The following is a 25,162-nucleotide window of genomic DNA, read 5'->3' on the forward strand; positions in this document are numbered from 1 at the left end:
GCACAAGAAAAAAGGGCAAGCCAGTTGGCTTGCCCTTTTGTTTTACTGGCCGTCCGGCACGATTCGCCGGCGGCGCGTAACGATCACCGGCCCGTTGCCGCCGCGTGCATCCGACGGCGACGCGTTGCCGGATGCGTCGCCGGTGTCGCGCGGCGCGCCGTAGCTTTCGCGCGGTTCACGGGGTTCGCGCGGTGCGCCGTAGCCTTCGCGCGGTTCACGCGAGCCGTAACCCTCGCGCGGCTCGCGGGAGCCATAGCCTTCACGCGGTTCGCGGGAACCGTAGCCGCCACCGTCGCCACGCGATTCGCGCGGGCCGCCGTGCGAGCCGTACGGGCTGTGACCGCCGCCTTCACGGCCGCCGGGGCGCCCGCCGGTGCGCGGCCCGCGGGGGCCGCCGCCGCCCGGGCGCGAGCCGCCCGTGTCGAGCTGGATCGTGGAAATCGCGCGCTTGTAGATGCCTTGCAGACCCACGGGGGTGCGCAGCATCACCAGATACTGGTCGAACGACTCGATACACCCCGTCAGACGAATACCGTTGACGAGATAGATTTCAACGCGCTTACGTTCCTTGCGCGCCGAATTGATGAAGTCGTTTTGCGGATGGGATTCTGCGGGATTGGCCATTGAGGTGCGGCAGGAGCCTGCGTCAGAGAATATGTTGTGCGTGTGTGTGACGGGTTCGTCCACAAGGCGTTTGGCGGAATTCTACCCTGTTCGATGAGGAAGCGCGCAGTCGTGATTGTGTCGAACCGTAACCCACTATAGACGTTCCAGCGCATTTTCGCGATTCGGCCGAACGGCCAGGACTGTTTCGTTACGTCGCGTTACGACTCTCGCAGCGCCGTATCACCTTGGTGCGCGCGCTGCGCCTACATTACTCGCGCGAGCCGGATGGGCCGGCATATCAGGGATCCAGAACATGAACAAGAGGCGATGGGCAGGGTGGGTCGGCGGCGTGGCGTTGCTGGCTTCCGGCAGTGCAATGGCGGGGCATGTCGACCTGTCGGTCGGCATCGGCGTACCGGTCGCGCCGGTCTATGTCGAGCCGGCGCCGGTCTATGTGGCGCCGCAGCCGGCCGTGGTCGCCTATCCGGGCTACGGATACGGCTACTACGGCGATGACGACGACGATCGGTATCGCAAGTGGCGCAAGCACTACTACAAGCATTGGCACAAGCACCACGGCGACGACGATGACGATTGATCCCGGGGCCGGCCCCGCCGGCGCGAATCAGAACGCGTAGTCGGGGTTTTTCGGGTCGAATGCGGTGTCGTCGAGCGTCGCCGGCGCGATTTTCTCGATGACGATCCGCTCGAAGATCCTGCCGTCGTTGTCGTAGGACTCGACGGTCCGGAAATAGGGGGTGTGCAGGTCGAGCCCGAGGACTTCCTTCTTCGCGTAGAACTGCGGCCGGCCGGTCGGCGTTTCGTAGGTGAGCGCGACGACGCGCACGCCGCCGATCGTTTTTGCCTCCACCTGGGTCGGCCGCTGCACGCCGGCTTCCACGTATTTCTTCCCTTCGGTCAGGTACAGGTTCGTGATGAACTCGGTGCCGAGATCCTTCACCTGGTGATTCGACTGGGCGCGCGCGAGCGCGCCGTCGAGCGCCGTCCACAACGGAATCTTGCCGAGCAGGCCGCCGAGATGGCCATACATCTCGTCCTTGCGCTGCGTCGTGTCGTAGATCGTCTCCTGTCCGGCATGCGCGCCGCCCGGCAGCCATTTCGCATACACCCGCAGCGGCTCGCGCGTGGTTTTCACGAGCATGCGGTCGGGGGTGTCGGACCATTTCCCGCTGATGCGCTCCTGACGCACCATCGTGAACTGGTACGCCGGATAGCCGTTAGGACCATTACGGATGTAGAGCGGCACGGCGAGCGGATCGAGCGCCTTGAAGAGCGTCGTGAGCGTCGCGTCATCCAGCTGCGCGAGCGTCCCGCGTTGCGCGGCCGTGCGCAACCAGTGCGCCTGTTGCGCGACCGGCTCGCGCGTGACTTTCGCCAGGTCGGCCGGCAGTGCGACTTCCGGTGCCGCGCTTGCGGCCTCGGTCGTTTCCTGCGCATGCAGGCCCGGCTGCGCGAGCGACAACATGCATGCGACTGCCGCGGCGGCGGCATGCCGCGCGCTGCGCTTCTTTCCTTCGTTCATCGACAGCATCTCCCGGAGCGATGGAGCGTTCAGCCTTGCTTCGCGGCCTTGATCCTGGCGAGTTCCTCGTCGCGCAGCGCGCGGCGCAGGATCTTGCCGACGTTCGTCTGCGGCAGCGCGTCGCGGAACTCGACGAGTTTCGGCATCTTGTAGCCGGTCAGGTTCTTGCGGCAGTGCGCGAGCACGTCGTCGGCCGTGAGCGACGGGTCGCGGCGCACGACGAACACCTTGATCCGCTCGCCCTGCACCTCGTCCGGAATGCCGATCGCGGCGGCCTCGCTGATGCCCGGATGCATCACGAGCACTTCCTCGATCTCGTTCGGATACACGTTGAAGCCGGATACGAGGATCATGTCCTTCTTGCGGTCGATGAGGCGAATGAAGCCGCGTTCGTCCATCACGCCGATGTCGCCGGTGCCGAGCCAGCCGTCGGCGTCGATCACCTTGGCGGTCTCGTCGGGACGCTGCCAGTAGCCGCGCATCACCTGCGGACCATGCACGCACAGCTCGCCCGGCTCGCCGATAGCGGCCCAGGTGCCGTCCTCGCGGCGAAAGCGCACGACGGTGGACGGGGCGGGCAGGCCGATCGAACCGCTGAACGAGGCCATGTCGTTCAGGTTCACGGGGTTCATCGTGACGATCGGCGAGCATTCGGTGAGGCCGTAGCCTTCGACCACCGGCCGGCCCGTCACCTGCTGGAAGCGCTCCGCGACCGCGCGCTGCATCGCCATCCCGCCCGCCATCGCGAGCTTGAGCTTCGAGAAGTCGCGCTTGCGGAATTCCTCGTTGTCGAGGAACGCGTTGTACAGCGTGTTGATGCCGGTGATCCCCGTAAACGTTTCGTTGCGGATGATCTTCATCACCATCTTCATGTCGCGCGGGTTCGCGATCAGGATGTTGCGCCCGCCGAGCCCCATGAAGATGAACGCGTTCACCGTCAGCGAATAGATGTGATAGAGCGGCAGCGGCGTGAGCACGGTTTCGACGTCGCCCGAGACCTGGTCGGCGATCCACGCCTTCGCCTGCAGCAGGTTCGCGATCAGGTTGCCGTGCGTGAGCATCGCGCCTTTCGCGACGCCGGTCGTGCCGCCCGTGTATTGCAGGAACGCGAGGTCGTCGCGCGTCGTCTGCACGGGCTGCGGTTTGCCGCGCGCGCCGAGCGCGAGAGCGGAGCGCAGCCGGATCGCCTGCGGCAGGTGGTAGGCCGGCACGAGCTTCTTCACGTGCTTCAGCACGAAATTGATCAGGCGTCCTTTCGCATTGAAGCCGTCGGCGAGCAGGTCGCCGAGCGCGGTGACGACGATGTTCTTCACCTGCGTTTCCGGCAGCGCCTCCTGCAGCGTGCTCGCGAAGTTCTCGAACACGACGATCGTCTGCGCGCCGCTGTCCTTCAACTGGTGCGCGAGTTCGCGCGCGGTGTAGAGCGGGTTGACGTTGACGACGATCGCGCCGGCCTTCAGCGTGCCGAACAGCGCAACCGGATACTGGAACGTGTTCGGCAGCATGATCGCGACGCGGTCGCCGGGTTTCACGCCGAGGCTTTGCAGATACGACGCGAACGCGTCGACTTTCTGCGCGAGCGTGCGATAGGTCATCGATGCGCCTGCGCTCACGTAGGCAACGCGCCCGGCGAAGCGTGTCGTGCATTCGTCGAAGAACTGCACGAGCGACGCGTATTGCGCGACGTCGATTTCGTGCGGTACGCCGGGCGGGTATGACGCGTACCAGATGCCGTCGGTGTTCGGCGGAACCTGGGGCGCTGCGGTTGCTGCGGAAGATGACATGACGTGTCTCCGGTCTTTGCTTTCGGCGCGGGCAGGCGCTTCAACGCCTGCCCGCGCCCCATGCTTCACGCGCGATCGACACGGGCGCCTCGACGCGCCGCATGACCCCGCGTACAAATCGATTCGTGAACAGGAAGTCGCGCGTGGCCTCGTGCGCTCAGTTCGCGGAATGCAGCGTCGCCGTATCGGCGGCGGCCGCACCCGACGGCAGCCCGAACGCTTCGCTTGCTCCCGCGTCGTCGAGTACCGCCGCGAAGATCGACAGTTGCGCGCTGTCGGGCATTGGCGCCTTCAGCGCGGCGACGATCAGCGATGACAGCCGCGCGATCATCTGCACGTCGTTCATCGTGCGGCCTTGCGAGAACTCGTCGATCAGGCTTTCCGTCTCGGCCCCCGCGAGCGCGCCGGACAGCGCGCCGATCGCGAAGTGCAGCCGCCAGCCGAGCTCCGTGCGCGGCAGGTGCGGCAACGCGCGCTGGAACGCGTCGAAGAAGCGGCCCGCGACGCTCGCGTAGTGCGCGGTCAGGAAGTTGCGCACGAACGGCGACGGATCGGTGTACGCGCGGCCGATCAGCCGGAGGAACCCGGGCCCGCCGCGGTCCGGGTTGCGCGATGCCTTCAGCGCGGGAATGAACATCGCGCCGAGCACGTGCTCGCAGGTGATGTGCGAGCCGAGCTGCGCATCGAAGCGGTCGAGGATGCCGAGGCGCTCCTGGTTGAGCTGATCGAGCCGGCGCGACAGCATCGCGTGGATCAGCGCTTCCTTGCTGCCGAAGTGGTAGTTGACCGCCGCGAGGTTGACCGCCGCGCGCGACGTGATCTGCCGCATCGACATCGCCTCGAAGCCATGCTCGATGAACAGGTCCTCGGCCGCATCGAGGATGCGCGCCTTCGTCCCGCCGGTCTGCCGAGTGCCGGATGACCGTGCCCCGGACGGCCGTCCCGCGGACGGCCGCCCCTCCTGACTTACTGCCATGTTCCGCCTCCCATGCCGGTCGCCCGGCCGCGAACAGGTGATTTGATTATCTGATTCAAACAGTCGTTTTTATTAAGATAAAAAATCGCGGGCCGAGCGGGCAAGCGGGGAATCTGGACAAATTCCTCTAGTTCGATGTGCGAATGCGGAAAGTATGGCGCGCGGCCCCGGCGGGACGGGGCACGCGCGATGGTGCGATGCGGCAATGCGCAGGTTTAGCCGACCGCGCTACGCGTATTGACCGATTGCGTCATGTCGATGCCGCGCCGCTCGCGGCTGAACGGGATCAGCACGGCGATCACGATGGCGACGGTGCCGGCCACGAGCGCGAGCGCCAAGCTGTAATTGTTGCCGTGCGAAACGGCGAGCGAGGCCTGCATCGTCGCGTTACCGGACGCGAGCAGGTTGCCGAGCTGGTAGACGACGCCGGGGAAGGTCGCGCGGATCTCGTCGGGCGAGATCTCGTTCAGGTGAACCGGAATCACGCCCCACGCACCCTGTACCGAGATCTGCATCAGGAACGCGCCAGCGGCGAGGGCAAGCGGGCCGCTCGAGAACGCCCACAGCGGCAGCACGGGCAGCGCGATCAGCGCGGCGATGAAGATCGTGCGACGCCGGCCGATCCGCTCCGAGATCGTGCCGAACGACAGCCCGCCGACGATCGCGCCGATGTTCAGCACGATCGTGATCCATGACACGGTATGCGGATCGAAGTGATGCTGTTCGCGCAGGAACGTCGGATAAAGATCCTGCGTGCCGTGCGAGAAGAAGTTGAACGCCGTCATCAGCACGATCGCGTAGATCGTGAGCTTCCAGTTCTGCTTCAGCATGGCTCCGAGGCTGGGGCGCGGCCGCTTCTCCATCTGTTTCCACGCGGGCGATTCGGGCACGTGCGTGCGCACGTACAACACGAGCAGCGCCGGCAGCACGCCGATCATGAACATCCCGCGCCAGCCGATGTACTGGTAGAAGAGGCCGAACACGACGGACGCGAGCAGATAGCCGCTCGGATAACCTGCCTGCAGCAATCCCGATACGAAGCCGCGCGCATGGGTCGGCACGGTTTCCATCGTCAGCGCGGAGCCGACGCCCCATTCGCCGCCCATCGCGATGCCGAACAACGCGCGCAGCACCAGCAGCGCGGTCAGGCTCGGCGCGAAACCCGACGCGAGCTCGAGCAGCGAATAACATGCGATGTTGACCATCAGCGTCGGGCGGCGGCCGAAGCGGTCGGCGAGCCGGCCGAAGATCAGCGCGCCGAGCGGCCGCATCGCGAGCGTCAGCGTGAGCGCGAACGCAACGGCGGGGATCGTCGACGCGAATTCGGCGGCGATGTCCTTCAGCACGAAAACCATCAGGAAAAAATCGAACGCATCGAGCGTCCAGCCCAGGTAGGCGGCGATCGTGACGTTGCGTTGTTCGCGGGTCCAGCTCATGTCCGAAGTCTCCTCGTTGGCTTGCGCGCTCACGCATGTGCATGCGGATGCCGGCCCGGCTTGCGCGCGCGGTGCGGGGGCACGGATCGAGTGTAGGCCGCGGCGCCGTGCGATGTGGGGCGCGATAACGCCGAATCGGGAATAATCCCTACGAAATGAACTGTTTCGGAAACTGAAACGGCGCCGCGCCGGACCGGCGACAGGCATCTGTATCATTCCGGAAGGTTTTTGTATTTGTTCTGTAATGCGCTCGATGCGCATCGTCACCGAATCAGGAGTCCCGATGAACGAACGTTCCGCCGCTGCGCTGCCGGTGCTCGAAACCGCCAGGCTGTGGCTGCGTCCGCGCGTGCTGGCCGATCTCGATGCATGCGTCGCGATGGATCGGGATCCCGAGGTCACGCGGCACATCGCGGGCCCGTGGCACGATCCCGACGAGCATGGCCGCTTCGTCACGCACCGGATCACGCGCGACTACCCGCCGGGCCTCGGCTACTGGTCGATCTTCGAGAAGACTGCGCCCGATGCGTTCATCGGCTGGGTCCTGCTGATCCCAGACTATGCGGACGGTGCGCGCGACGTCGAGATCGGCTGGCGGCTCGTGCGCACGACATGGGGGCGCGGCATCGCGAGCGAGGCCGCGGCCGCTGTCGTGCGTCACGCATTCGATACCGTGCGCCTGCCGCGCGTGATCGCCGATATCGCCGAGGCCAACAGCGGGTCGCTGAACGTCGCGCGCAAGCTCGGAATGCGTCGCGTGAGCGTCGTGCACGACGGCATTCCTTACATTCGTCATCGTCTCGAGCGCAACGATCTGCGCGCCTAGTGTCGCGTGGTGCGCGCGTGCGGGCGGTTGTCAGAGATCGTCAATCGCCGGCGTATCGAGGTCATGACGTATTAACGGCTCGTGCGATCAGGAGTATCGTTGCCAGAATTTCGCAACATGGGGTACGACCATGGCACTCGGCACCGACGTTCATCTCATTCCCGTCAGGCTCGACGCGCTGCGTCCGACGCAAATGACGGTGGGCTATCGCGAAGTCAAGGCGAAGCGCAAGCACTGGAAAGCGCTCGACAAGCGCGCGCGCAAGGCCGCGATCGAATCGCACTGGTTCCCGGCCGTCCTCGGCCCGGACGGGCTGCATTACATCACCGATCACCATCATCTCGGCCTCGCGCTGATCGAGGAGGGCGAGTCGCGCGTGAACGCGATGCTGCTGAAGGATCTGTCGTGGCTCGACGACACGATCTTCTGGCGGATGATGGAGCACAACCAGTGGGTGCATCCGTTCGGCGCGGACGGGACGCGCCGCGACTATGCGAATTTGCCGAAGGTGCTGACCGGGCTCGAGGACGATCCGTACCGCAGCCTCGCGGGCGAACTGCGTACGGCGGGCGGCTACGCGAAGGACGCGACGCCGTTCAGCGAATTCCTGTGGGCCGATTACCTGCGCCAGCACGTGTCGCTCGACCAGATCCGCAAAAACTTCGCGAAGGCGCTCGACGTCGCGCTGCATCGCGCGCACGAGCAGGATGCGCGCTACTTGCCCGGCTGGTCCGGCGTCATCGCCGTCAAACCCTGACCGGCACCGACCGCCTCATGACGAGCGCCCCGATCCGCCCCGACGCCGGCCTGCAGCATGCCGACCATTTCTCCGCGCTCGATGCGGCCCCGCCGCCGCCCACGCGGCGCATCGGCCTCGATGCGCTGGCCGGCCTGTCGATCGCCGGGTTGCTGATTCCCGAGGCGGTCGCGTATGCGGGGCTGGCCAACCTGCCGCCGCAGGCCGGTCTCATCGCGCTGCTGTCGGGGCTCGTCGTCTATGCGCTCACGGGCAGCAGCCGCTTCGCGATCGTGTCGTCGACGTCGTCGTCGGCCGCCGTGCTCGCGGCGACCGTGCTCGCCGAATCGGGGATGGCGTTGGCCGCGCAACTCGCGCTTGCGGCGGCGCTGGTTGCGATGACGGGCGTGCTGTTCATCCTGGCGGGCGCCGCGCGGCTCGGCGGCATGTCGGATTTCGTCGCGCGGCCCGTGCTGCGCGGCTTCACGTTCGGCCTTGCGCTGACGATCGTCATCAAGCAGTTGCCGAAGATTCTTGCGATTTCGGTGCAGCACAGCGATGCGCCGCATGTCGCGCTCGACCTGGTCACCGGTGCGCCGCATGCGAACCTCGCGAGTGCCGTGGTCGGCGCGACCGCGCTGGCGCTGCTGTTCGTGCTCGGGCGCCGCTCGCGCGTGCCCGCGACGCTTGTCGTGATCGTGCTGTCGATCGCGGCCGGCTATGCGATCGACTGGCAGCGATACGGGATCGCGATCGTCGGCCATATCGACTTTCGGCACCTCGAATTCGGCTTGCCGGATCTCGACCGCAATGCGTGGATGCAGACAGTCGAGCTCGCGTTCGCGCTGATGCTGATCCTGTACGCGGAGTCGTACGGGTCGATCCGCAACTTCGCGCTGAAGCACGGCGACAGCGTATCGCCGAACCGCGACCTCGTCGCGCTCGGCTGCGCGAACCTCGTGTCGGGCCTGCTGCACGGGATGCCGGTTGGCGCCGGTTATTCGGCGACCTCGGCGAACGAAGCGGCCGGCGCGCAGTCGCGCTTTGCCGGCTTGTGGGCAGCGGGCGTGGTCGCGTTGATCGTCTGGCTGTTGCTGCCGCAGCTCGCGCGCACACCGGAGCCCGTGCTCGCGGCGATCGTGATCTTCGCGGTCAGCCACTCGCTGCATCCGTCCGTATTCAAGCCGTACTGGGCCTGGCATCGCGACCGGCTCGTCGTGATCGCCGCATTGCTCGCGGTGCTCGTGCTCGGCGTGCTGCACGGGCTGCTCGCGGCCATCGGCGTCAGCCTGCTGCTGACGCTGCGCAAGCTGTCCGAGCCGAACGTCAGCGTGCTCGGCCGGCTGCGCGACAGCCATGACTTCGTCGACGTCGCGAGCCATGCCGAAGCGAAGCCGGTGCCGGGCGTGCTGATCGTGCGGCCCGAGGCGCAACTGTTCTTCGCGAACGCGGACCGGATGCTGAATCGCGTGCGCACGCTGATGAAGGCCGCGCCGGATACGCATACCGTGCTGCTGAGCCTCGAGGAAACGCCGGATGTCGACGGTACGACGATTGAATCTCTGCGCACCTTCGCGGCCGAATGCACGGCGCGCGGGCTGCGGCTCGCGATCGTGCGGCTCAAGGTGCACGCGCTGCATGCGTTGCGCCGCGCGGCGGACGATACGCTGCACGACGAAGGGATGTCCGAACTGAGCGTCGACGAGAGCCTGCAACTGCTGCAGGCCGGCATGCCGCCGGGCGGCAGCGACGGAACGACCGCCGCGTGACGAGGCGGCGCGTCGCCGCGGGCTATTGCGAAAGCACGGTGTCGGCAGCGCGATCGATCATGTCGGCCACTTCCGCGGCCGTCGGCGCATAGGCGCCTGCGTGCGCACAGGCGACGGCCGCGCACGCGGCCGCGTAGCGCAGATGCTCGGCGGCCGATGCATCGGGCCTCGCAAGCTGGCTCGCGAGCCAGCCGCCGATGCTGGCGTCGCCGCAGCCGACCGTGTCGGCGACCTCGGTCGGGAACGCGGGCTGGAACAGCACGGTGTCGCGATGCAGGAGCTGCATGCCGGATGCACCGCGCGTGACGAGCATCGTCGCGTCGGGCGCCCACGCGCGCAGTTGCGCGAGTGCGGCCGCTTCGTCGAGTTCGGGAAACAGCCCGTGAAGATCTTCGTCGGATACCTTGATCCAGTCGGCGAGCCCGGCCAGCCGGCGCAGCGTGTCGCGATACGACGGCGCGGCCATCGGCGCACGGTAGTTCGGATCGAACGAGATTCGCTTGCCGGCCGCGCGCGCGGCCTGCGCCACCTCGATCAGGCGCGACGCGAGCGGTTCGCGCACGACGCCGAGCGAGCCGATGTGCACGATCTCGGCGGCGTCGAGCGCGCCGGCGGGCAGATCTGCCGGATCGAACGCGAGATCGGCGCTGTTCTCGCCGATGAAGAAATAGTGGGGCGGCTGCTTCGACACGACCATCGCGAGCAGCGGCGCGCGGTCGACCTGCCGGATGAAGCGCATGTCGAGCCCCGCGTCGGCGCTCTTGCGCATCAGTTCGTCGCCGAAGATGTCGCGGCTGACCGTGCCGGCGAATGCCGTCGGCACGCCGAGTCGCGCGCCGACGCGTGCGACGTTCCAGCATGAGCCGCCGGCGACGCTGTGCCAGCGTTGCGCGTCGTCGCGGATGAAATCGGTCAGCGCTTCGCCGAATACGATCAGGCGGGGGAGCGTCGTCGTCATGTTGAAACCTTGTGGCGCGGCCGTGCAGCGGTTGAAGTGAGCGGGCGGGCGGCGCCGGCCGTCGCGCGCGGCGACGTGGCCCGGCACCGCCCGGTTCGGTGGGCGAGTAGAGCGATCGGCGCGATCAGCGCGGGGAGCTCCAGCCCTTGTAGGTCTTCACGTTGTCGCGCGTGATGAGCGTCGGCTCGATCAGGATCATCGGATTGGCCGGCTTCTGGCCGTTCATGATCCCGTAGCCGACGTTGACGGCCTGCTGCGCCATCGCCCACGGGTCCTGGCTCGACGACGCCTGCACGAGCGTGTCGGACTTGAGCGCGACCTCGATGTCGGGCGCGCCGTCGACCGACGTGATCACGATGCCCGGACGGTTCAGCTGTTTCGCGGCGAGATCGCTGCCGATCGCCTGCGGGTCGTTGATCGTGAACACCGCATCGAGCTTCGGAAAGCGCGTCAGGTAGCCCTGCATCGCGTTCATCCCGCCTTCGCGCGAGCCCTTGCCGTCCTGGTCGCTCGACAGCAGCTTGATGCCCGCGTTTTTCGCGAGCACGGTCTTGCAGCCGTTGACGCGATCGATCACGGCCGACACCTGCGGGCCGTTCTCGATGATCACGTTGCCCTTGCCGTTGAGTTTTTTCGCGATGTAGTCGCACGCCAGCTCGCCGGCCTTCACGTTGTTGGTCTGCACGGTCGCGTTCGCGCCGGCTGCCGCGACGTCGACCGCGACGACCGTGATGCCGGCCGCTTGCGCCTTCTTCACCGCCGGCTCGATCGCCTTCGGGTCGGTCGCGTTGAGCAGGATCATGTCGACGTGTGCGGAGATGAAGTTGTCGATCTGCGTGAACTGCTTGTTCAGGTCGTAGTCGGCCGACACGGCCGTGACTTTCGCGTTCGGGTTGAGCTGCTTGGCGCGCGCTTCGGCACCCTTGACGATCGTGACGAAGTACGGGTTGCCGAGCGAACCGACCGTGACGCCGATCGATTTGAGCGGCTTGTCGGCTGCGTGTGCGGCGGAAGCGCCGAATGCGAGCGCGCAGGCGATGGCGGTCAGGGCGGCTTTGTGCTTGAACATGTCGTTGTGTCTCCGTGAGGTCTGTGGGCAAACGGGCGCAGGAGGACCGGCCTGCGCCGCAAGGTTGAATGGACGGGAAGGGGTCAGGTGCGCGCCGAATCGCGCTGGCGGTAGCGATCGAGCGCGACGGCGCCGATGATCACGAGCCCCTTGATGATGTATTGCCAGATGTCGGACACGCCGAGCAGCACGAGGCCGTTTGTCAGTACTGCGATGATCAGCGCGCCGATCAGCGTGCCGACGATCGAGCCGACGCCGCCGACGAAACTCGTGCCGCCGAGGATCACCGCGGCGATCGCATCGAGTTCGTACGACTGGCCGAGTTGCAGGCCGTTGGCCGCATAGAGCCGCGCGGCCGACATCACTGCGCCGAGGCCCGCGAGCAGCCCCGACGCCGCATACACGAACATCTGGATCGCCCGCACGTTGATGCCCGACAGGCGTGCGGCTTCCGGATTGCCGCCGACCGAATAGATCCGCATCCCGAGCACGGTACGGCGCAGGATGAACCACGAGATCGCGATCACCGCGCACGCGATCACGACGAGCCACGGCACACCGAGGATCGTGCCGTTGCCGATGAACGCGAATGGCAACTGCGGATTGAAGATGGTCGTGTCGTTGCCGATCAGGCGCGCGACGCCGCGCACGGCCGTCATCGCACCGAGCGTGACGATGAACGGCGGCAGGCGCAGGAACGAGATCAGGCCGCCGTTGATCGCGCCGAACACGAGGCCGACGACGAGCGCGAAGGGCACGCCGAGCCAGCCCCAGCCGGGGATGGTCGAGGCCAGCAGCGCGGCGACGGCCGCGGCGGCGAGCACCGAGCCGACCGACAGGTCGATGCCGCCCGTCAGGATCACGAAGGTCATGCCGGCGGCGAGCACGATGTTGATCGACGCCTGCTGCGTGACGATCGACAGGTTCTGCAGCGTGAAGAAGCCGTCGGTCAGGAAGCCGAAGCCGATGCACAGAACCAGCAGCACCGGCAGCATGCCGGCGGTGCGTATCAGCGACTGCATGCGTGCGCGATGATCGGCGGCGCGCACCTGAGGCGTACGATCGCCCACCGGATGGGCTGTCGCGGAAGCGAGATTCCGCTGCTTGGTCGGGTTGATCATTTCGGTAACCTGAATGTAAGAGTCGAGTGAAAGAGCGCGGCTCAGTGCGCGTCGGCGAGTTCGGCCTGCGAGCCGGTCGCGAGCGCGATGATGGCTTCCTGCGTGATGGGGGTATGCGTGTGGCCGCCGAGTTCGCCCGCGATCTCGCCTTCGCGCATCACGAGCACGCGGTCGGCGACGCCGATGATTTCCGGCAGCTCGCTCGAGATCACGATCACGCCCACGCCGGCACGGGCCAGTTCGTTGATGATCCGGTAGATCTCGGATTTCGCGCCGATGTCGACGCCGCGCGTCGGTTCGTCGAGGATCAGCACGCGCGGCTTCGTCTCCAGCAGGCGCGACAGCAGCACTTTCTGCTGGTTGCCGCCCGACAGCGCGCCGACGTTGACGTTCGCGTTGGGCACGCGGATCGACAGCGACGCAATCGCGTCGCGCGCACGTTCGGCGCCGCGCATGAGGTCGAGCGCGCCGAGCCGTGCATCGCGGTTGCACACCGAGATGTTGATGTTGTCGCGCACGCTCATGTCGAGGAACAGGCCCTGGCGCTTGCGGTCTTCGGTCAGGTAGACGAGGCCCGCGTCGATCGCGTCGCGCGGCGAGTGCGAACCGAACGTGCGGTCGCCCAGCTTCACGTCGCCGCGCACGCGCGGTTCGGCGCCGAAGATCAGCCGTGCGAGTTCGGTGCGGCCCGCGCCGACGAGCCCGGCGATGCCGAGCACCTCGCCGGCATGCAGGTCGAGACTGCAGCCGCGCACGCGCGCGCCGTCGGCGATGTCGCGCACCGACAGCAGCAGGTGGCCGGGGTCGTACGGCGCATGTTCCTTCTTGTAGAAGCCGGAGATGTCGCGGCCGACCATCATCGAGACGAGACGCTCCGCCGACAGCGATTCGCGTTCGAGCGTGCCGACGTACGCGCCGTCGCGCAGCACCGATACGCGGTCGGACAGTTCGTAGATCTCCGCCATCCGGTGGCTGATGTAGATGATCGCCAGACCTTCCTCGCGTAATTGGCGGATCAGGCGGAACAGGTGTTCGGTCTCGCGCGACGACAGCGGCGTCGTCGGCTCGTCCATCACGAGGATGCGTGCGCGGGTGTGCACGGCGCGCGCGATCTCGACGAGCTGCTGTTCGGCGATCGACAGCGTGTCGACGAGTGTTTCGGGCCCGAACGATGCGCCGAGGCGCGCGAGCACGTCCTGGCAGCCGCGCGCCATCGCCGCGCGGTCGATCGTGCCCCAGCGCCGGTTGCCGCGCCGAAGTTCGCGGCCGACGTAGATGTTTTCCGCGACGGTCAGGTTCGGCGAGAGGCACAGCTCCTGGTAGATCACCGCGACACCGGCGTCGCGCGCGGCGAGCGGGCCGTCGATGTCGATGCGTTCGCCGTCGATCAGGATTTCGCCGCCGGCGTCGGCGCGGTACGCGCCCGACAGGATCTTCATCAATGTCGATTTACCGGCGCCGTTCTCGCCCATCAGCGAATGAATCTCGCCCGGGTAGACGGTCAGGCTGACGTTGTCGAGCGCGCGCACGGCCGGGAACGTCTTGCTGATCCGGCGCATTTCGAGCAGCGGGCGGGGCGACTCAGATCGCGACATGGTTGACCTCCTGCGAATCGGTGCGGGCGCCCTTGAGGATGCCGGCCCGCGGGGAGAAGTTGAAGTACATCGGCAGCGTGGCCGCGCCGATTGCGCCGGCGTCGGCGCCGAACGTGCCGCGCACGAGCGTCGGCGTGCCGCGCGCTTCGGGTGCGGTGGCAACCAGCGCCGAGCGCAGGCGCGTCGTGACCGCGTCGAGCAGGCCGGCGTCGGTATCGGCGTCGATCACGACCACCGGCGCATCGACCACGCACAGCACCGCGCGCAAGGCCGGCGCGAGCGCGTCGACGCAGTCGTCGATCCATTCGTCGACGGCCGGCAGGCCGCGGGCGATGCACGCTTCGAGATCGGCGCGGTTCTCGACCGTCTCGCCGTGATGGCGCAGATGGCGCACGAGCGCATGCAGCGAGGCGCGCGCGAGCAGGATGTCCCACGGGCCGCGCGGCGGCGGCGCGGATGCCAGCCGGCTTGGCGGTACCGGAATCACGGCGATGTCGCCTGCATTGCCGGTCACGCCGCGCAGGCAGTCGCCGTCGATCGCGATGCCGCCGCCGATTGCCGGCCCGATGAACAGGTAGACGAAGTCGTCGCACTGCCGGCCGTATCCGTAGAACAGTTCGGCGATCGCGGCCGCGTTGCCGTCGTTTTCGCCGAACACGGGCAGCGACAGCGCGCGACCGAGATCGCTCGCGAAATCGACGTCTTCCCACGCGCGGAACGTGTCGGGCGCGAGGCCGAGTTCGCGCATCCACGCGCCGAGGTTGTAAGGCTGCGCGACGCCGATGCCGGTCAGGCGGGCGCGTTCGTGGTCGGGGAGCAGGGCCTGCATCGCTTCGATGTCGTGACGCACGATCTCGAGCACGTCGGCGGGCGGGGGCAGAAGCGTGTCGTGCGAGCGGCGGCCGAGCACGTCGCCCGCGAAGTTGACGAGCGCGGTCTCGATGCGCATCCGGTCGAGATGGACGCCGATGCCGAATGCACCGCGCGGGTCGAGGCGGATCAACGACGCCGGCTGGCCGCGCTGGCCTTCGGTGCGGCCCGCGAATTCGATCAGCTTCGCGTCGGCGAGCGACGCGATGATGCTGCCGACCGCCGTGCCCGTCATGCTCGCGAGACGCGCAAGGTCGGCCTTCGACGCGCTGCCTGCGCGGCGCAGCGTCTTCAGCAGCAGGCGCTCGTTGTAACGGCGCACGTTGGCCGAATTGCTTCCCTGGCCGATGTGCGGGCTTCTCATGGCGTCTCCTTCCATGTTGCGCCATGCGGCGGCGCATTAAATAAATCACGTTGATTTATTTAACCGCGTGAGCGCCGGCATGTCAGCCTAGGGAAATCCCGGTTCTTGCCGTGGGTGAAGGGGGCGGTGCGGGCCTTGGGAAACGGGGACGGGTCGCTGATGCCGGGGGAGAAACCTTTGGAATTCGCCGGGTGGGCGTGCGTTCGCCGGGGAAGCGACGACGATTTGTCCATCCGGAAGATGGCGAGGGAAGGGGGATGTCACACCGTTGGATCAACGGGGCGGTGGGAATGATGCAGGACCGGAAATGAAAAAAGGCCGGCAAAAGCCGACCTTTTTAAATAAGTGGTGCCCAGGAGAGGACTCGGTCACACATGCGCGACCCCGGCTGCGCTTGCAAGCGCAGCCTTTCGAGTCCTCACGCAAAGCGCGCAGGCGCTTTGCTTCCTGGGCTTGAAATGAAAAAAGGCCGGCAAAAGCCGACCTTTTTTGAAAACAGATGGTGCCCAGGAGAGGACTCGAACCTCCACGATGTTGCCACCGCTAGGACCTGAACCTAGTGCGTCTACCAATTCCGCCACCTGGGCACGTTTCGCTTGCTGCGATGCGAAAGACCGCAATTATAGCGTGCCCGAACGGCTTGTCAACAGATTTTGCGCGGCTTTTGGGGAGATGCGAGAAAGAGGTGCGTGCTTGATGCGCCTGTTTGGATATCGCCGCCGGGTCGATCCCGATGCGAAGGATTACCGCCGGAGACGAACGAGCGAATTTCCAGAACGCATGTTCAAGTCCGTTGCCGGAGAAGTTATCGTCGGTGGGTGCCTGTCGTGCCGCGCCGACTCGCGAATGCAGGCAGCGGGCGCCGCAATTGTCCGCTTGCTTGGCGACACCATGCGCATCGTGTATTCGCCGGCCGCAATGGAGCGCGCGGCACATGCAAGCGAAGTCATTTGCATCGTGATTATTTCTGTTACCATCGCAGTAACGTTTTTGCGGAATGGTCCGCGCCAAGGAGTTCCTCATGTCTGAAATCGCAGTGGTTTTTCATAGCGGCTACGGCCATGCGGCCGTCATTGCGGACGCAGTCGCTCGTGGTGTCGAGAAAGTCGATGGAGCGTCGGTCAAGCTGATCCCCGTCGACGCGATCGACGAACACTGGGAGTACCTGGAGCGCGACGCCAAGGCGATCGTCTTCGGTTCGCCGACCTACATGGGCAGCGCGTCCGCGCAGTTCAAGGGCTTCATGGATGCATCGTCGAAGCATTGGGGCAAGTGGCGAGACAAGCTGGCGGCCGGCTTTACGGTGTCGGCATCGCAAAGCGGCGACAAGCTGGCGACACTGCAGCAGCTGGCTATCTTCGCTGCCCAGCATCAGATGCTGTGGGTCAGCCTCGGCCTGATGCCCGGCAACAACAACAGCAAGGGTTCGGTCAACGATCTGAATCGGCTCGGGTCGTTCCTCGGTGCGATGGCGCAGGCGAATGCGGACGAGGGTGGCGATGCGATTCTCGATAGCGATCAAAAGACGGCCGAACTGCTGGGCGAGCGCGTCGCGATTGCCGCGAAACGCTGGAACGGCGCCTGAAATCGATGGCCGGGCGGCCGTGTCTTGATGGTTGTCAGGCTGGCAGATGGGTGGGGCCGATGCGTGATCGAAGTGCTTGACGCGTGCCGGCTACGTTCGTTGAATATCTCGAATTCGCGGCCCGGATCGCGCTTGGTGTTCCGGGCTGGAAATGAAAAAAGGCCGGCTAGAAGCCGACCTTTTTAAATAAGTGGTGCCCAGGAGAGGACTCGGTCACACGAGCGCGACCCCGGCTGCGCTTGCAAGCGCAGCCTTTCGAGTCCTCACGCAAAGCGCGCAGGCGCTTTGCTTCCTGGGCTTGAAATGAAAAAAGGCCGGCAAAAGCCGACCTTTTTTGAAAACAGATGGTGCCCAGGAGAGGACTCGAACCTCCACGATGTTGCCACCGCTAGGACCTGAACCTAGTGCGTCTACCAATTCCGCCACCTGGGCACGTTTCGCTTGCTGCGATGCGAAGACCGCTATTATAGCGTGTCTTCGGAGACTGTCAACACAATTTCATCCGAAACGATAAAAATATGGCGCTCTTGTGCGACGGGGGCTCACGCGCCGACCGGATCCGCGCGTTTCGCCGCGAAATTCCAGCGCAGCGCCTGTCCCGTATCGACGCGGGCCGGCAGCAGTCCGGCCACGAGGAACGTGTCGGCGATTTTCTGTTGTTCGCCGAAGTTTTGCGCGACGACTGCGCGGACGAGGTAGCTGCGTCGCGCGTTCGCGCGCACGATCGTCGCCGCGTCGAGCCCCCAGATCGGCGCGAGCGTATTCGCGGCCTCCTGTTGGTGATCGCGTAGCCACGTGCCGGCCTGCGACAACTGGTCGAACAGGATTGGCACGACGTCGGGCCGCGCGGCGGCAAAACTGCTCGATGCGAGGTAGTAGCGCTGGTACGACGCGAGTCCGTTGCCGTCGGCCAGAATCCGCACGTCGGGATTCCGGTCGACCGACGCGACGTAGGGATCCCATGTGATCCATGCATCCACGCTGCCGCGCTCGAACGCCGCGCGGCCGTCCGCGGGCGTCAGGTAGTGGATCGCCGCGTCGGCGGGTGCGAGCTTCGCGCGGGCGAGCGCGGCGAGCAGCAGGTAGTGGCTGCCGGCGGCCTTCGTGACCGCGATGCGCTTGCCCTTGAGATCGGCGAGCGTGCGCAGTGCGCTGTCCTGCTTGACGACGATCGCCTGTGCTTTCGGCGACGGCGCTTCCTGCGCGACGTACACGAAACGTGCACGCGCGGCTTGCGCAAAGACCGGGACCGTGTCGGCGACGTCGGCGCTGAAATCGACGGCGCCGACGTTGAGCGCTTCGGTGAGCGGCAGCCCGCTCGCGAACTCATGCCACGACACGCGCAGGCCGAGCGGCGCAAGCGCCTGCTCGAGCGTGCCGCGCGTCTTGAGCAGCGTGATGAGCGTCGACGATTTCTGGTAGCCGATGCGCAGTGCGGCAGGCGCGTTCTCGGCGTGCGTTCGGACGCCCGCGACAGTGAGGCCAGCGGCCAGCATTGCGCGCGTGAACACGCGACGGTTCATCGGCGTCATGAGTCTTGTTCCTCGTCGGGTTCGTTGCGGTGAATCGAGTCGGCAAACGTACCAACGGGAAGGGCAGACGATAACCGATAAATTCTGCTATCAATCCGACTGGCGGGCATAAGGAGGCGGATACCCGCCGGTATCAAGGCGCGACGGTATGCGGCATGGAAGGATCTCGACATCACGACTCAGCAGATGGGCGTCCTGCTGTCGATGCGGACTGGCAGCACGACGACGCCTTTCGAGTTGTCGAAGTTGCTCTGGGTCGACACGGGGTTGATGACGCGCCTGCTCGACAAACTGGAGAGCAAGGGGCTCGTCGATCGTTCGCGCAGCATGAGCGATCGGCGGGCTGTGAACCTCGCGCCGACGGAAGCGGGGCAGGCTGTCGCCGCGCGGATTCCGGAGATCGCACCGAAGGTGCTCAATGCCTTCTGCGGAAATTTACGAAGGCCGGGTTCGACGAACTGTGCCGGTTGCTGCGCAAGTTCATCGGCGAGTAAGTCGCGCCTTTTTCCGGGCCGGAAATGAAAAAAGGCCGGCAAAAGCCGACCTTTTTTGAAAACAGATGGTGCCCAGGAGAGGACTCGGTCACACGAGCGCGACCCCGGCTGCGCTTGCAAGCGCAGCCTTTCGAGTCCTCACGCAAAGCGCGCAGGCGCTTTGCTTCCTGGGCTTGAAATGAAAAAAGGCCGGCAAAAGCCGACCTTTTTTTGAAAACAGATGGTGCCCAGGAGAGGACTCGAACCTCCACGATGTTGCCACCGCTAGGACCTGAACCTAGTGCGTCTACCAATTCCGCCACCTGGGCACGTTTTGCAGTAGCTGCTTGCTGCAAAGAAGCGAAATTATAGCGCCCCAATTATTCGTGTCAACACTTTTTTGCGATGCATCGCAAACCGGCCGCCGTCGCGGCTACCCGCGGCATTCCCGTCATTTGGCGACACAGCCGGATGATAGAATGACCCGCCGCCGTCAATATAGAACTGTCTGACGGACACCTCTATGTTGATGCCGTGCACCATCAGTCAACGCAACGAGAACAATCATCGACAAACCCTTGAGCAAATATCCGTACCCCATTCCGAGCCGTGAAGAAATTCTCGGCGTGCTGCGTACGAGCGACGCGCCGCTGGCTGCCAACGACATCGCCGAAGCACTGTCGATCAAGCGGCAGGAGCGCGAGGGGTTCTTCCGGCGTGTCGCCGCGATGGAGCGCGACGGCCAGATCCGACTCGACAAGCGCGGCCACTACCAGTTGACCCATCCGTCGAACTTCGTCGCCGGGCGCGTGCAGGGGCATCGCGATGGCTACGGGTTCGTGATCCGCGACGACGGCCAGGACGACCTGTTCTTGCCGAACGGCGAAATGCAGAAGGTGATGCACAACGATCGCGTGCTCGCGCGAATCGTCGGCTACGATCGCCGCGGCCGGCCGGAAGGGCATGTCGTCGAAGTCACCGAGCGCGCGAACAAGCGCGTGATCGGCCGCCTGCTCAACGAGAACGGAGCACTGATCGTCGCGCCGGAAGACAAGCGCATCGGCCACGACATCCTGATCACGCAGAACGTGAAGAAGGCGAAGGTCGGGCAGGTCGTCGTCGTCGAGCTGACCGATTTCCCGAGCCGTCATTCGCAGCCGCTCGGCCGTGTCGTCGAAGTGCTCGGCGACATCGACGATCCGGGCATGGAAATCGAAATCGCGGTGCGCAAGTACGGCGTGCCGCATGAATTCAGCCAGCCGGCGCTCGACGAAGCCGCCGCGCTGCCCGACAAGGTACGGCCGGCCGACCTGCGATTCCGCGTCGACCTGCGCGACGTACCGCTCGTGACGATCGACGGCGAGGACGCACGCGACTTCGACGACGCCGTCTACTGCGAACCGGTCAAGGTCGGCCGCGGCGACGGCTTCCGGCTGATCGTCGCGATCGCCGACGTGTCGTACTACGTACAGCCGGGCAACGGGCTCGATGCCGACGCGCTCGAACGCAGCACGTCGGTGTATTTCCCGCGCCGCGTGATCCCGATGCTGCCGGAGAAACTGTCGAACGGCCTGTGCTCGCTGAACCCGCAGGTCGATCGCTGCGTGCTCGCGTGCGACATGGTGATCACCGCGCGCGGCGAGATCAAGGCGTACCAGTTCTATCCGGCCGTGATCCATTCGGCTGCGCGCCTCACGTACACCGAAGTCGCGGCCGTGCTGTCGAACACGAAGGGGCCGGAGGCCGCGCGCCGCGCGGACCTGCTGCCGCACCTGCAGAACCTGTACGGCGTCTACAAGTCGCTGTTCGCCGCACGGCAGAAGCGCGGCGCGATCGACTTCGACACGACCGAGACCTACATCGTCTGCAACTCGCAGGGCAAGATCGAGCAGATCGTGCCGCGTCAGCGCAACGATGCGCACAAGCTGATCGAGGAATGCATGCTGGCCGCGAACGTCTGCGCGGCCGACTTCCTGAAGCGCAACAAGCATCCGGGCCTGTACCGCGTGCACGCGGGGCCGACGCCGGAAAAGCTCGAGAACCTGCGCGCGTTCCTGCGCGGCATGGGCCTGTCGCTCGGCGGCGGCGACAAGCCGCATGCGAGCGACTACGCGGCGCTGATGGCGCAGATCCGCGACCGGCCCGACGCGCAGATGCTGCAGCCGATGCTGCTGCGTTCGATGCAGCAGGCCGTCTACAGCCCGGACAACATCGGCCACTTCGGTCTCGCGTACGAGGCGTACGCGCACTTCACGAGCCCGATCCGCCGTTATCCCGACCTGCTCACGCACCGCGCGATCTACTCGATCCTGTCCGGCAAGAAGTATGTGCCGAAGGCGCCGGAAGGCTTCGAACTGAACACCGCGCTGTCGCCGCGCGCCCGCGCGATGCAGCAGGCCGACGACGAGGCGCGCAATCGCTCGCGCTCGAACACGGCGATCTGGGAAGAGCTCGGCCTGCACTGCTCGGCGAACGAGCGGCGTGCGGACGAAGCGTCGCGCGATGTCGAAGCATGGCTCAAGTGCTATTTCATGCGCGACAAGCTCGGCGAGGAGTACGGCGGGATGGTGAACGGCGTCACGTCGTTCGGCATCTTCGTGCAGCTCGACACGCTGTTCATCGAAGGGCTCGTGCACGTCACGGAACTCGGCTCGGACTATTTCCAGTACGACGAGATCAAGAACGAGCTGCGCGGCGAACGGACGGGCATCCGCTATCGCCTGTCGGACCGCGTACGCGTGCAGGTGAGCCGCGTCGATCTCGACGCGCGCAAGATCGATTTCCGCCTCGTGCGCGATACGCCGGTGAAGGCGCCGCGCCCGGCGCCCGCGCCGGCTGCCGCAGGCGCCGGTGCCGATCGCAACGGCCCGCGCGTACGCGCGTTGCCGCCGGCGGAGGAGTTCGCGCCGCGTCGCAAGAAGGCCGCGAGCGCGCCGAGCGCCGCGGTGAAGGAAGCGCAGGCTGCGCGTGCCGCCGCGAAGAAGAAGAGCGGCGGTGGCAGTGGCGGCGCGACGGCGAAACCGACCGCGAAGAAGCCGCGCGCCCGCAAGAAGTATTGAGCATTCGGGGCGGCGCATGCGCACGCCCTGCAGTATCGAGAGACGCCGCGTCACCGGTCATCGGCCGGCAACGCGGCGCTTTCCTTTTCCATGGATCGCGGCTGCGCGCGTCGCGCGGCCGCACGTTTGATCGAAGGTTGTTCCAGTCATGTCACGTCTGAAGGTTCTTTACGGTTTTCATGCGGTGACCGCACGTTTGCGGCACGATGCATCGACGGTTGCGGAGGTGCTGTACGACCAGACGCGCCGCGACCGCCGCATGCAGGACTTCCTGCACACCGCGAAAGAAGCGGGCGTGCGGCTGATCGCGGCCGACGAAACGCGCCTGTGGGGCCTCGCCCATACCGAGCGCCACCAGGGCGTCGTCGCGCGTGTCGAGGACGTGCCGCTCGCGCAGAACCTGTCCGAGCTGCTCGACGGCATCCAGGGGCCCGCGCTGCTGCTCGTGCTCGACGGCGTCACCGATCCGCACAACCTCGGCGCGTGCCTGCGCGTTGCCGATTCGGCCGGCGCGCACGCGGTGATCGCGCCGCGCGACCGTGCGGTCGGCCTGAACGCGACCGCGGCCAAGGTGGCGAGCGGCGCGGCCGATACGGTGCCGTACATCACGGTGACGAACCTCGCGCGCGCGCTGCGCGAGCTGAAGGAAGCCGGCGTGTGGATCATCGGCACGTCGGACGAGGCGTCGTCGACGCTCTACGATACGAAGCTCGACGGCCCCGTCGCGCTCGTGATGGGCGCGGAAGGCGAAGGCATGCGCCGGCTCACGCGCGACACCTGCGACGACGTGATGAGCATCCCGATGGCCGGCAGCGTGGAAAGCCTGAACGTGTCGGTTGCCAGCGGCGTGTGCCTGTACGAAGCCGTGCGACAGCGGCGCGTGAAGGGCTGACGCAACCTGTCTCGCGCGATGTGCGCGGGCCCGGGATGACCCGAACGACGCGTGCCGCGACGCGATGCGGCACGCGGCTCTGCGGAACTCGCGACCGATGACCCTGTTTCGCCTCGGCGCATCATGCGCCGTGCTATGCCTGCTGGCTGCCTGCACGTCGCCGTCGCTCGTCGAACGCAGCGCCTACTACGCCGACACGAGCCTGCACGCACGCGGTGCCGATTCGCGGATCCGCTTTCTCGTGATGCATTACACCGAAAGCGACGAAGCGAAATCGCTGCGCACGCTGACAGGCGATTCGGTCAGCGTGCATTACGTCGTGCTGCCGCAGCCGCGCATCGAGCACGGGATGCCCGTCGTCTACCAGCTCGTTCCGGAATCGAAACGCGCATGGCACGCGGGCGTCAGCGAGTGGCAGGGCACGACGGAGCTGAACGCGGCGTCGATCGGCATCGAGAACGTGAACCGTGGCCCGCTCGATCCGCAGAATCGCACCTGGCAGCCGTATCCGCCCGAACAGGTCGATGCGTTGATTCGCCTGTCGAAGGACATCGTCGCACGCCACGCGATCCCGCCGACGCGCGTGGTCGGGCACAGCGACATCGCGCCGCAACGCAAGATCGATCCGGGTCCGCTGTTCCCGTGGCACGCGCTCGCACTGGCCGGTGTCGGTGCATGGCCGGACGATGCGACCGTGGCCGCACGGCTCGGCGGCCACGATCCGCACGCACTGGTCGACGTGCGCGAACTGCAGCTCAAGCTCGCGCGCTACGGTTACGAAGTGCCGACCGACGGCGTGCTCGACGCACGCACGCGGCGTGTATTCGCGGCGTTCCAGATGCATTTCCGTCCGTCCGACTATGCGGGCAATCCGGACGCCGAAAGCGACGCGATCGCGCAGGCGTTGCTCGACAAATACTTCCCCGGCACGCAACCGGCGGACCACGCGCCCGCGGCGGGCGCACCCTGAACGCACGGCGCACCGCGCGCCGAAAAACGCGGGCCGTCATCCGAGTCCGGTAAACTGGCGGTTTTCCGCAATCCAGCAGCATTACTACGCCATGACTCAAGACGAACTCAAACGCCTCGTCGGCCAGGCCGCCGCCGATTATGTGATCCAGAACGTGCCGGAAGGCGCCGTGATCGGCGTCGGCACCGGCTCGACCGCCAACTGCTTCATCGACGCGCTCGCCGTCGTCAAGTCGCGCTATCGCGGCGCCGTGTCGAGCTCCGTCGCCACGACCGAACGCCTGAAATCGCACGGCATCAAGGTGTTCGACCTGAACGAGGTCGACTCGCTGCAGGTGTACGTCGACGGCGCCGACGAGATCGACGCGAGCGGCGCGATGATCAAGGGCGGCGGCGGCGCGCTGACGCGCGAGAAGATCGTCGCGTCGGTGGCCGACACGTTCGTCTGCATCGCCGATGCCAGCAAGCGCGTGCCGGTGCTCGGCGCGTTCCCGCTGCCCATCGAGGTCGTGCCGATGGCGCGCACGGCGATCGGCCGGCGTGTGACTGCGCTCGGCGGCGTGCCCGTGCTGCGCGTGACGAAGGACGGCGCACCCTACATCACCGACAACGGTAACGAGATCATCGACGTGAAGGGGCTGCAGATCGCCGATCCGCGCGGTTTCGAAGCGCAGGTGAATGCATGGCCGGGCGTCGTGACGGTCGGCCTGTTTGCCGAGCGCGGCGCGAATCTGTGCTTGCTCGGCACGGAAAACGGCGTTGAAACGATCGTTTATTCGGCCGAATCGAATTGAATGAGAAGCAGTCCGTAACGGTGTCAGGGACCCGTAATGGATTGCATGTTTAAATCTTGTGGAAATCAAGGCCCGGCAGGCGCAGCGCGCTTCCCGGGCCTTTTTTGTAGCCTTATAAATCACCCCGTCAAAAAGAGGGATAACCCTGTCAGGTGTTTACCAGATAGCGAAATATCCTCGAACTCATCAACTTATAGATCATAAG

Annotated in this window: 21 protein-coding genes, 3 tRNA genes and 1 pseudogene; 11 read left to right on the forward strand and 14 right to left on the reverse strand. The window is 66.0% G+C overall.

What is annotated here, in order from left to right:
• Positions 1-42: 42 nt before the first annotated feature.
• Positions 43-624 carry an RNA chaperone Hfq gene (gene hfq / locus R9B84_RS07780; RefSeq protein ID WP_342309682.1) on the reverse strand — a complete coding sequence of 194 codons (582 nt, stop codon included), beginning with the start codon at positions 622-624 and terminating at the stop codon, positions 43-45.
• A 295-nt stretch (positions 625-919) separates the two neighbouring features.
• On the opposite strand from hfq, the gene R9B84_RS07785 reads away from it, so the two are divergent.
• A complete protein-coding gene (locus tag R9B84_RS07785; RefSeq protein ID WP_047900549.1) occupies positions 920-1,204 on the forward strand; it encodes a PXPV repeat protein in 285 nt (94 codons plus the stop codon).
• Between the two features lie 27 nt (positions 1,205-1,231).
• Here R9B84_RS07785 and R9B84_RS07790 read toward each other — a convergent pair whose 3' ends face one another.
• The 4 genes from R9B84_RS07790 to R9B84_RS07805 form a co-directional block, all read right to left on the reverse strand.
• Positions 1,232-2,149, reverse strand: coding sequence for a DUF1571 domain-containing protein (locus tag R9B84_RS07790; protein ID WP_423759848.1), 918 nt, complete (start codon positions 2,147-2,149; stop codon positions 1,232-1,234).
• Between the two features lie 29 nt (positions 2,150-2,178).
• On the reverse strand, positions 2,179-3,933 hold the full coding sequence (locus R9B84_RS07795) for an AMP-binding protein (protein WP_423759849.1): 1,755 nt from the start codon (positions 3,931-3,933) through the stop codon (positions 2,179-2,181).
• 157 nt (positions 3,934-4,090) lie between these two features.
• Positions 4,091-4,909, reverse strand: a complete 819-nt coding sequence (locus tag R9B84_RS07800; RefSeq protein ID WP_423759850.1) for a TetR/AcrR family transcriptional regulator — start codon at positions 4,907-4,909, stop codon at positions 4,091-4,093.
• A gap of 215 nt (positions 4,910-5,124) precedes the next feature.
• Positions 5,125-6,345, reverse strand: a complete 1,221-nt coding sequence (locus R9B84_RS07805; RefSeq protein ID WP_423759851.1) for an MFS transporter — start codon at positions 6,343-6,345, stop codon at positions 5,125-5,127.
• A gap of 283 nt (positions 6,346-6,628) precedes the next feature.
• Between R9B84_RS07805 and R9B84_RS07810 the strand changes: the two genes are divergently transcribed.
• The 3 genes from R9B84_RS07810 (at position 6,629) to R9B84_RS07820 (ending at position 9,676) form a co-directional block, all read left to right on the forward strand.
• Entirely contained in the window at positions 6,629-7,171 is a 543-nt protein-coding gene (locus R9B84_RS07810) for a GNAT family N-acetyltransferase (RefSeq protein WP_423759852.1), read from the forward strand.
• Positions 7,172-7,301: 130 nt separating this feature from the next.
• Positions 7,302-7,928 carry a ParB-like protein gene (locus tag R9B84_RS07815; RefSeq protein ID WP_423759853.1) on the forward strand — a complete coding sequence of 209 codons (627 nt, stop codon included), beginning with the start codon at positions 7,302-7,304 and terminating at the stop codon, positions 7,926-7,928.
• A 17-nt stretch (positions 7,929-7,945) separates the two neighbouring features.
• Positions 7,946-9,676: a SulP family inorganic anion transporter gene (locus tag R9B84_RS07820; protein ID WP_423759854.1), complete on the forward strand. Its 1,731-nt coding sequence runs from the start codon at positions 7,946-7,948 to the stop codon at positions 9,674-9,676.
• 22 nt (positions 9,677-9,698) lie between these two features.
• Here the strand turns inward: R9B84_RS07820 and R9B84_RS07825 are convergent, their stop codons facing one another.
• From R9B84_RS07825 to R9B84_RS07850, 6 genes are all read right to left on the reverse strand, one after another.
• Positions 9,699-10,634: a carbohydrate kinase family protein gene (locus R9B84_RS07825; RefSeq protein ID WP_423759855.1), complete on the reverse strand. Its 936-nt coding sequence runs from the start codon at positions 10,632-10,634 to the stop codon at positions 9,699-9,701.
• Positions 10,635-10,758: 124 nt separating this feature from the next.
• Positions 10,759-11,703 (reverse strand): ABC transporter substrate-binding protein, encoded by a 945-nt coding sequence (locus R9B84_RS07830; protein ID WP_423759856.1) that lies wholly within the window; start codon positions 11,701-11,703, stop codon positions 10,759-10,761.
• An 83-nt stretch (positions 11,704-11,786) separates the two neighbouring features.
• On the reverse strand, positions 11,787-12,824 hold the full coding sequence (locus tag R9B84_RS07835) for an ABC transporter permease subunit (protein ID WP_423759857.1): 1,038 nt from the start codon (positions 12,822-12,824) through the stop codon (positions 11,787-11,789).
• Positions 12,825-12,865: 41 nt separating this feature from the next.
• Positions 12,866-14,419 (reverse strand): sugar ABC transporter ATP-binding protein, encoded by a 1,554-nt coding sequence (locus R9B84_RS07840; protein ID WP_423759858.1) that lies wholly within the window; start codon positions 14,417-14,419, stop codon positions 12,866-12,868.
• Positions 14,406-15,653, reverse strand: coding sequence for an ROK family protein (locus R9B84_RS07845; RefSeq protein WP_423759859.1), 1,248 nt, complete (start codon positions 15,651-15,653; stop codon positions 14,406-14,408). Before R9B84_RS07845 ends, R9B84_RS07840 begins: the two co-directional genes overlap by 14 nt.
• A 500-nt stretch (positions 15,654-16,153) precedes the next feature.
• Positions 16,154-16,240 (reverse strand) — tRNA-Leu (locus R9B84_RS07850).
• A 106-nt stretch (positions 16,241-16,346) separates the two neighbouring features.
• Here R9B84_RS07850 and R9B84_RS07855 point away from each other — a divergent pair.
• Both R9B84_RS07855 and R9B84_RS07860 read left to right on the forward strand, forming a co-directional pair.
• Positions 16,347-16,682, forward strand: a complete 336-nt coding sequence (locus R9B84_RS07855) for a hypothetical protein (RefSeq protein WP_423759860.1) — start codon at positions 16,347-16,349, stop codon at positions 16,680-16,682.
• Positions 16,675-17,238, forward strand: coding sequence for a flavodoxin family protein (locus R9B84_RS07860; protein WP_423759861.1), 564 nt, complete (start codon positions 16,675-16,677; stop codon positions 17,236-17,238). The genes R9B84_RS07855 and R9B84_RS07860 overlap by 8 nt, the downstream gene beginning before the upstream one ends.
• A gap of 345 nt (positions 17,239-17,583) precedes the next feature.
• Here the strand turns inward: R9B84_RS07860 and R9B84_RS07865 are convergent.
• Positions 17,584-17,670 (reverse strand) — tRNA-Leu (locus R9B84_RS07865).
• Between the two features lie 110 nt (positions 17,671-17,780).
• Entirely contained in the window at positions 17,781-18,770 is a 990-nt protein-coding gene (locus tag R9B84_RS07870) for an aliphatic sulfonate ABC transporter substrate-binding protein (RefSeq protein WP_423759862.1), read from the reverse strand.
• A gap of 150 nt (positions 18,771-18,920) precedes the next feature.
• Here R9B84_RS07870 and R9B84_RS07875 point away from each other — a divergent pair.
• A pseudogene (locus R9B84_RS07875) lies at positions 18,921-19,264 on the forward strand (MarR family winged helix-turn-helix transcriptional regulator); the annotation flags it as partial.
• 221 nt (positions 19,265-19,485) lie between these two features.
• Here R9B84_RS07875 and R9B84_RS07880 read toward each other — a convergent pair.
• A tRNA-Leu gene (locus tag R9B84_RS07880) sits at positions 19,486-19,572 on the reverse strand.
• A 249-nt stretch (positions 19,573-19,821) separates the two neighbouring features.
• Here R9B84_RS07880 and rnr point away from each other — a divergent pair.
• The 4 genes from rnr to rpiA all read left to right on the forward strand — a co-directional run bounded on the left by rnr (position 19,822) and on the right by rpiA (position 24,957).
• The gene (rnr, locus tag R9B84_RS07885) at positions 19,822-22,302 is read left to right on the forward strand and encodes a ribonuclease R (protein WP_423759863.1); all 2,481 of its coding nucleotides are present in this window, start codon (positions 19,822-19,824) and stop codon (positions 22,300-22,302) included.
• Positions 22,303-22,450: 148 nt separating this feature from the next.
• On the forward strand, positions 22,451-23,194 hold the full coding sequence (gene rlmB / locus R9B84_RS07890) for a 23S rRNA (guanosine(2251)-2'-O)-methyltransferase RlmB (protein ID WP_048243915.1): 744 nt from the start codon (positions 22,451-22,453) through the stop codon (positions 23,192-23,194).
• A 97-nt stretch (positions 23,195-23,291) separates the two neighbouring features.
• Positions 23,292-24,164 (forward strand): N-acetylmuramoyl-L-alanine amidase, encoded by an 873-nt coding sequence (locus R9B84_RS07895; protein ID WP_423759864.1) that lies wholly within the window; start codon positions 23,292-23,294, stop codon positions 24,162-24,164.
• Positions 24,165-24,255: 91 nt separating this feature from the next.
• Entirely contained in the window at positions 24,256-24,957 is a 702-nt protein-coding gene (gene rpiA / locus R9B84_RS07900) for a ribose-5-phosphate isomerase RpiA (RefSeq protein WP_423759865.1), read from the forward strand.
• Positions 24,958-25,162 lie beyond the last annotated feature (205 nt).

The organism is Burkholderia sp. NLJ2, assembly GCF_049487195.1.
GTDB classification, from domain to species: domain Bacteria; phylum Pseudomonadota; class Gammaproteobacteria; order Burkholderiales; family Burkholderiaceae; genus Burkholderia; species Burkholderia pyrrocinia.

Excerpts from the sequence above, each read along its gene's own strand:
- hfq (WP_342309682.1), bottom strand. The coding sequence starts at position 624 with ATGGCCAATCCCGCAGAATCCCATCCGCAAAACGACTTCATCAATTCG.
- R9B84_RS07785 (WP_047900549.1), top strand. The coding sequence starts at position 920 with ATGAACAAGAGGCGATGGGCAGGGTGGGTCGGCGGCGTGGCGTTGCTG.
- R9B84_RS07790 (WP_423759848.1), bottom strand. The coding sequence starts at position 2,149 with ATGAACGAAGGAAAGAAGCGCAGCGCGCGGCATGCCGCCGCCGCGGCA.
- R9B84_RS07795 (WP_423759849.1), bottom strand. The coding sequence starts at position 3,933 with ATGTCATCTTCCGCAGCAACCGCAGCGCCCCAGGTTCCGCCGAACACC.
- R9B84_RS07800 (WP_423759850.1), bottom strand. The coding sequence starts at position 4,909 with ATGGCAGTAAGTCAGGAGGGGCGGCCGTCCGCGGGACGGCCGTCCGGG.
- R9B84_RS07805 (WP_423759851.1), bottom strand. The coding sequence starts at position 6,345 with ATGAGCTGGACCCGCGAACAACGCAACGTCACGATCGCCGCCTACCTG.
- R9B84_RS07810 (WP_423759852.1), top strand. The coding sequence starts at position 6,629 with ATGAACGAACGTTCCGCCGCTGCGCTGCCGGTGCTCGAAACCGCCAGG.
- R9B84_RS07815 (WP_423759853.1), top strand. The coding sequence starts at position 7,302 with ATGGCACTCGGCACCGACGTTCATCTCATTCCCGTCAGGCTCGACGCG.
- R9B84_RS07820 (WP_423759854.1), top strand. The coding sequence starts at position 7,946 with ATGACGAGCGCCCCGATCCGCCCCGACGCCGGCCTGCAGCATGCCGAC.
- R9B84_RS07825 (WP_423759855.1), bottom strand. The coding sequence starts at position 10,634 with ATGACGACGACGCTCCCCCGCCTGATCGTATTCGGCGAAGCGCTGACC.
- R9B84_RS07830 (WP_423759856.1), bottom strand. The coding sequence starts at position 11,703 with ATGTTCAAGCACAAAGCCGCCCTGACCGCCATCGCCTGCGCGCTCGCA.
- R9B84_RS07835 (WP_423759857.1), bottom strand. The coding sequence starts at position 12,824 with ATGATCAACCCGACCAAGCAGCGGAATCTCGCTTCCGCGACAGCCCAT.
- R9B84_RS07840 (WP_423759858.1), bottom strand. The coding sequence starts at position 14,419 with ATGTCGCGATCTGAGTCGCCCCGCCCGCTGCTCGAAATGCGCCGGATC.
- R9B84_RS07845 (WP_423759859.1), bottom strand. The coding sequence starts at position 15,653 with ATGAGAAGCCCGCACATCGGCCAGGGAAGCAATTCGGCCAACGTGCGC.
- R9B84_RS07860 (WP_423759861.1), top strand. The coding sequence starts at position 16,675 with ATGTCTGAAATCGCAGTGGTTTTTCATAGCGGCTACGGCCATGCGGCC.
- R9B84_RS07870 (WP_423759862.1), bottom strand. The coding sequence starts at position 18,770 with ATGACGCCGATGAACCGTCGCGTGTTCACGCGCGCAATGCTGGCCGCT.
- rlmB (WP_048243915.1), top strand. The coding sequence starts at position 22,451 with ATGTCACGTCTGAAGGTTCTTTACGGTTTTCATGCGGTGACCGCACGT.
- R9B84_RS07895 (WP_423759864.1), top strand. The coding sequence starts at position 23,292 with ATGACCCTGTTTCGCCTCGGCGCATCATGCGCCGTGCTATGCCTGCTG.
- rpiA (WP_423759865.1), top strand. The coding sequence starts at position 24,256 with ATGACTCAAGACGAACTCAAACGCCTCGTCGGCCAGGCCGCCGCCGAT.